We start from the raw sequence: 5,403 nt of genomic DNA on the forward strand, positions 1-5,403 counted from the left end.
GTGGGGAGGGGTCTGCCGGGTGGTGAACAGAAGCCGCTATGATTGCCGGCAGGCGGCCGTGCGGACGGCCGCCGAGGTCGCATCGCCGGGCGGTTGTCGGGATGCGCCTTCTTGCTCACTGTGAAGAGTCGCGCGCGAAGGCGCGGCGGATGGGGGCGTGGTGCTGGACTCGCTGTGGAACAGACGCGCCGTGCTCGTGTCGGGCAAGGGCGGCGTGGGGAAGACGACGCTGTCCGCGGCCATGGCCGTGGCGGCGGCGCGCTCCGGGCGTCCAGTGCTGCTGGCGGAGCTGTCCCCGGACGAGGGCGGTCCGTCCACCCTGGCGGCGCTGGTGGGGGCGAAGGAGGCCGGCGCCAAGGTCGTCCCGGTGGGACCGAACCTGTCTTTCGTGCGCCTGTCGGCCGCGGAGGGACACCGCCAGTTCCTGGAGGAGACGCTGCCCGTGAAGTGGCTCGCGGAGGCCGCGCTGCGCTCTCGCGCGCTGCGGCGCTTCCTGGAGGCCGGCCCCGCGCTCAAGGAGATGGGGCTTTTGTACCAGATGCTCACGCTGGTGCGGCGCGCGCACCCGGATGGCCGCCCGCTGTACCCGCTGGCGGTGGTGGACCTGCCCGCCACGGGCCACGCGCTGGCGCTGGCCACGCTGCCCCGGAGCGTGCTGTCGCTGATGCCCGGCGGGCCCATTGGCCGCGCGGTGAGAGAAGGGCTGGACCTGTTGCAGGACCCGGCACGCACCGGCGTGGTGCTCACCAGCCTGCCGGAGCCCCTGCCGGTGAGCGAGACGCTGGCCATGGCCCGGGAGCTGAAGGACGTGGGCCTGCCGTTGACGGCCGTGGTGCTCAACCGGATGCCGGAGGACCCCTTCACGCCGGAGTCGCGCGCGGCGCTGGACCGGCTGCTGGAGACCCACGGGCCCCACCGGGGACAGCGGGCGCTGGAGCGGCTGGAGCGCGCCCGGGAGGCCCGGAAGCGGCTGGCCGCGGACACGTCCGTGCCACAATGGGGGCTGCCGGAGCTGGCGCTCACCGGGACGGCGCTGGTGGAACGGCTCGCGGAGTTGTTGCTGCCTACACTCGAAGAGGCCGCCCATCCCGGCGGCCGGGAGGCCACGCCATGAACCTGGACGGAATGCTGCGCGACAAGCGGGTCATCGTCCTGTGCGGCGCGGGAGGCGTGGGCAAGACGACGACGGCGGCGGCGCTGGGCGTGGCCGCGGCCCGCGCGGGGCGCCACGTGCTGGTGCTCACCATCGACCCGGCGCGAAGGCTCGCGGAGGCCATGGGCCTGAAGGAGAACGGCCCGGAGCCCACCACCGTCCCGCTGGAGCGCCTGTACGCGGACGGCCCGCCCGGCGAGGGTCGGCTGGACGTGTGGATGCTGGAGCCGCGCGTCGTCTTCGAGCGGATGGTGCGCAGGCTGTCCGCCACGGAGAGCGCCGCGCGCGCCATCCTGGACCACCGCCTGTACCGCTTCCTGTCGGAGCTGGTCGCGGGCGTGCAGGAGTACGCCGCCGCGGAGGCCCTGGACGGCTTCCTCGCGGACGGCCACTACGACCTCATCCTCCTGGACACGCCGCCCAGCCGCCACGCGCTGGACTTCCTGGAGGCCCCGGGCCGGCTGGCGCGCTTCCTGGATGACCGGGTGATCTCCCTCTTCGGTCCCGACTCGGGCCGCACCGGCCGGCTGTGGCAGGGCGCGCAGGCGCTGGTGGGCAAGGTGCTGGACGGCATCTTCGGCGGCGGCTTCGCGCAGGAGATGCGCACCTTCGTGGGCGCCTTCGGCGGCCTGTTCGCCGGCATCCGCCTGCACACGGAGCGGCTGCGCGAACGCCTGACGTCCAAGGACGCGGCGTTCCTCCTCGTCACCTCGCCGGAGGCCGCCGCGATGCGCGAGGCCACCTTCTTCCGCGACGCGCTCCAGGCCCGCGGCCTGCCCTTCGCGGGCTACGTGCTCAACCGCAGCTGGGCGCGCGAGGACGGCTTGGCGCCGGCCGCCAACCTGAAGCCCCACGCGAACAACACCGCGGACACCGACGCCGTGCTCGCGCTGGAGCACCTGGCCGGCGTGGAGGACGCGAGAGCGAAGGCGCACCGCTCCCTGCTGGACCGGCTCGCGGAAGGGCTGCCCCTGGGCGCGCTGGCCATCGCCGCGCCGGACGCGGGCGCGGACCTGGAGGACTTCCGGGGACTCGTGCACCTGGGCGACGCGCTCACCGTCGCCTGACGCGGAAGTGAAGCGGACAGGCGAGCGTCGCCGCCCCTGGCTGGCCGGGCCTTTGCGCGCCCGGGCCGGCTTCCCATGTTCGACAGGCGGCTTTGTCGAGCGGGCTCGACGGGCCAGGAGGCTTGCGAGACATGGGCACCAGGGACCACCGCAACGGAAACGGACATCATGAACCGCTGGGGCGCGCGGACATCTCCACGCCGCCCACCGACGCCATGGCCACGCACCGTGCGCCGGACGTGGCCCCGCCGGGCTCGCGGGAGCGCGCCGAGTCCGACGTGAGCGGTTGGAGCTCCGCCCGCGAGGAGGAGGCCTCCGTCCGCCAGGGCCGCTTCCACCGCGCCGCCGAGCTGCGCCTGGCCCGGGTGCGCACCCAGCAGATGGATGACGCCAGCTTCTGGCGCGGGGACCGCGAGGGCGCGCGCGGCGGAGGCACCTCGGGCCCCTACGGCCGCGACGACCGGGACCCGCGCGAGGCCACCGGCCAGGGCCCCCTGAGGACGATGGGCGACCAGGAGCGCGAGCAGCCCCGCCAGCCCGCCAACTTCCGCGAGTGGGACCGCACCGGCTACGGCGGCGAGGAGCCGCTGCTGCGCGACCGTCCGCCCCAGGCGTCGCGCGAGCAGCCCGTCCGCACGGCCCCGGCCACGAGCACGCGACGGCGCTGGCAGCGCGAGCCGCTCACCGCGCGCGACATCATGACCCGCGCGGTGCGCACCGCCCGCCGCGACAGCACCTTGCGGGAAGTGGCGCAGCTCATGAAGGACGAGGACTGCGGCGTGGTGCCCATCGTGGACGCGGAGGGGCGGCTCGTCGGGCTCGTCACCGACCGGGACCTCGCGGTGCGCGGCTTCACCCACGGGCGCGCCGTGGACGCGCTGCGCGCGGCGGACGTGATGTCGGAGGACATCGAGGCCGTGCTGCCCGAAGAGGACCTGCACGGCGTCATCGACCTGATGGGCCGCCGCCAGGTGCGCCGCGTCCCCGTGGTGGAGCCCGACGACCGGCTCGTGGGCATCATCGCGCTGGGGGACGTCGCGAGCCGCGCGGATCAGGACGAGGAGCTGCAGGAGGCGTTGGAGCGCATCTCCTCGCGGCGCTCGTTCTGGAGCCGGCTGCGCTGACAGCCGGCCGCCGCGCCGTACCTCACGTGATGGTGACGACCACCCCGGACGCGTTCTCCGCCACGGTGAACTTCTTGAGGTCCAGCGTCGCCGGGCCCTGCGTCACGGTGCCCGTCTTCGTGAAGGTGGACGCGTGGCACGGGCACAGGAGCCCGTCGATGCTCGCCTCGAACCCCACCTCGCACTGCGTGTGGGTACAGACGGAGTCCACCGCCGAGTAGGTGCCATCCTCGAGCTTGAAGATGAACACCGTCTTGCCGTAGCCGGTGGGCCGGCCGCTCACCACGCCGCCCACGTCCCGCAGGGCGGGGAACTGGTCGAACGTGAGCGTCAGCGTCCCGTTCACCACCGAGGGGAAGGTGGTGTCACCGGACTTGAGCGCGATGCTCAGCACCTGCGTGCCCGCGTTGTACGTGGCCACGTACACCTTGAGGGGCACCGTGGCGGGCGCGTTCGTCACCTGCCCCGTGATGGAGAACTTCGACAGGTGGCAGGGGCACACGGCCTCCTTGCCATCGAAGCCCATGGGGCAGCCCACGTGGGTGCAGGTGGCGGACAGCACCGCGTAGGTGTTCTCCTCGGGGTGCACCACCAGCAGGTTCTCCTGCCCGGAGCCGCCCGGGAAGCGCAGCGTCACCGAACCGCCCGTGCGGGACAGGTCCGGGTAGCGCGGCACCACCAGCGACACGATGCCGTCCTCGCCGGGCGCGGGCACGTCCAGCACCGGCGAGGGGTCGATGTCCGGCGCGCACGCGGGCAGCCCCGCGACGACGGCGCCCGTGCCCAGCACCTTCTTGAAGAAGTCGCGACGCGACGAGCTCACGTGCCCTCCACGAAGACGAGGTGGGGCTCCAGCACCAGCTTGTCGTCCACCTTCACCAGTAGCAGCGAGGGGCGCTCGATGTTGTAGCCCTCCAGGCTGATGTCGAAGGTGCCGTCGGCGGTGGCCTCCTTGGCGGAGGTGAAGTTCACCGTCAGGGGCAGCTCCACGTCCTTCGTCACGCCGTGGAAGGTGAGCTTGCCCTTGAGGGTCACCGGCACCTTGGCCGGGAAGGTGGTGGGGGTCTTCACGCCGGTGGCCACGCCCTTGAAGTCGATGAGCGGATACTTCGCCGCCTCCGTCACCTCCACCATGTGCGTGTCGCGGTTGGCGTTGCCGGAGTCGAAGTCCTTCACCTGCGCGCGCACGGCCACCTGGAGCGTGCCGTCCGGCTTCAACACGGCCTTGCCCTCGCTGGGCTTCGCCTTGCCGGAGACCTCGTGCAGCTTGTGGATGAGCTTGTAGGTGAGGGAGCTGCTGTCCTTCTTCACCGAGTACAGCCGGGGGGTGCTCTGCGCGGCGGCGGGGAGCGCGAGCAGCAGGGCAGCGAGCGTGGCGAGTCGTCGAGCAATCACGGCGTCCTCCAAGGGGGGATACGGCTCTCCCCGCACAACGGCCCGCGTGCGGAGACATTCACGACAGGGGGATTCACGTCAGAAGGTGAGCGTCACGATGCCCGCGGCGACACAGCCCAACGTGGCATAGCCCACCACCTGGTGCGCGGTGGCGTACCGGGGCTCGTTCAGCTCGCCGTAGCTGTGCGTGGCCAGGATGCCCAGCACCGCCTGCGTCAGCATGCCGACGGTGGCCAGGCTCATGAAGATTTTATGGAACGTCACCGTGTCGAAGCGGAAGTCGCGCTCCACCGGATCCGGCGCCAGGACGCCCAGCGTGCCCACGGTGGCGAACAGCAGCGACGTGCCGATGACGACGCCCCGGTGCCACGCGAGCAGCGACCGGTCATCCCCGCCGCCCCGGAACGAGCGGTTGAACTGGATCTGCCCCAGCACGGTGGCCGCGGTGAGGCCGCCCGCCATCGCGAGCCCCAGGCCCTGGTGCAGCTTGAGCATGGTGCGCCGCGTCTTGAGCTTGCCCTCCAGGTCCGGGTCCAACAGGCCCGCCGTCGCTTCCGACTCCGGCTGGAGCAGGTCGAAGTCCAGGCTGGGCTCCGACGACGGGGAGGAGGCCGGGGCCTCCGGCGTGGCGGACACGGGCGGCGCCACATCCGGGGTCATTGGC

At 72.6% G+C, this 5,403-nt stretch carries 6 protein-coding genes; 3 read left to right on the forward strand and 3 right to left on the reverse strand.

Going from position 1 to position 5,403, the window contains the following annotated elements; genetic code table 11:
- Positions 1–160 precede the first annotated feature (160 nt).
- The 3 genes from D7V93_RS36840 (at position 161) to D7V93_RS36850 (ending at position 3,344) form a co-directional block, all read left to right on the forward strand.
- Complete coding sequence (locus D7V93_RS36840; protein WP_120647808.1) at positions 161–1,114, forward strand: ArsA family ATPase; 954 nt, start codon at positions 161–163, stop codon at positions 1,112–1,114.
- A complete protein-coding gene (locus D7V93_RS47525) occupies positions 1,111–2,220 on the forward strand; it encodes an ArsA family ATPase (protein WP_120647805.1) in 1,110 nt (369 codons plus the stop codon). The genes D7V93_RS36840 and D7V93_RS47525 overlap by 4 nt, the downstream gene beginning before the upstream one ends.
- Before the next feature lie 131 nt (positions 2,221–2,351).
- The gene (locus tag D7V93_RS36850; protein ID WP_120647806.1) at positions 2,352–3,344 is read left to right on the forward strand and encodes a CBS domain-containing protein; all 993 of its coding nucleotides are present in this window, start codon (positions 2,352–2,354) and stop codon (positions 3,342–3,344) included.
- Between the two features lie 22 nt (positions 3,345–3,366).
- Here D7V93_RS36850 and D7V93_RS36855 read toward each other — a convergent pair whose 3' ends face one another.
- The 3 genes from D7V93_RS36855 to D7V93_RS36865 all read right to left on the reverse strand — a co-directional run.
- Entirely contained in the window at positions 3,367–4,167 is an 801-nt protein-coding gene (locus D7V93_RS36855; protein ID WP_120647807.1) for a Rieske (2Fe-2S) protein, read from the reverse strand.
- Complete coding sequence (locus D7V93_RS36860; protein WP_120647809.1) at positions 4,164–4,739, reverse strand: YceI family protein; 576 nt, start codon at positions 4,737–4,739, stop codon at positions 4,164–4,166. The genes D7V93_RS36855 and D7V93_RS36860 overlap by 4 nt, the downstream gene beginning before the upstream one ends.
- Positions 4,740–4,817: 78 nt before the next feature.
- The coding region (locus D7V93_RS36865) for a hypothetical protein (protein WP_120647810.1) at positions 4,818–5,403 on the reverse strand (586 nt) is incomplete at its 5' end.

This window comes from Corallococcus llansteffanensis, from assembly GCF_003612055.1.
GTDB lineage: Bacteria > Myxococcota > Myxococcia > Myxococcales > Myxococcaceae > Corallococcus > Corallococcus llansteffanensis.

What these genes read in the sequence shown, in the direction of transcription:
- D7V93_RS47525 (WP_120647805.1), top strand. Translation starts at nt 1,111, where the DNA reads ATGAACCTGGACGGAATGCTGCGCGACAAGCGGGTCATCGTCCTGTGC.
- D7V93_RS36850 (WP_120647806.1), top strand. Translation starts at nt 2,352, where the DNA reads ATGGGCACCAGGGACCACCGCAACGGAAACGGACATCATGAACCGCTG.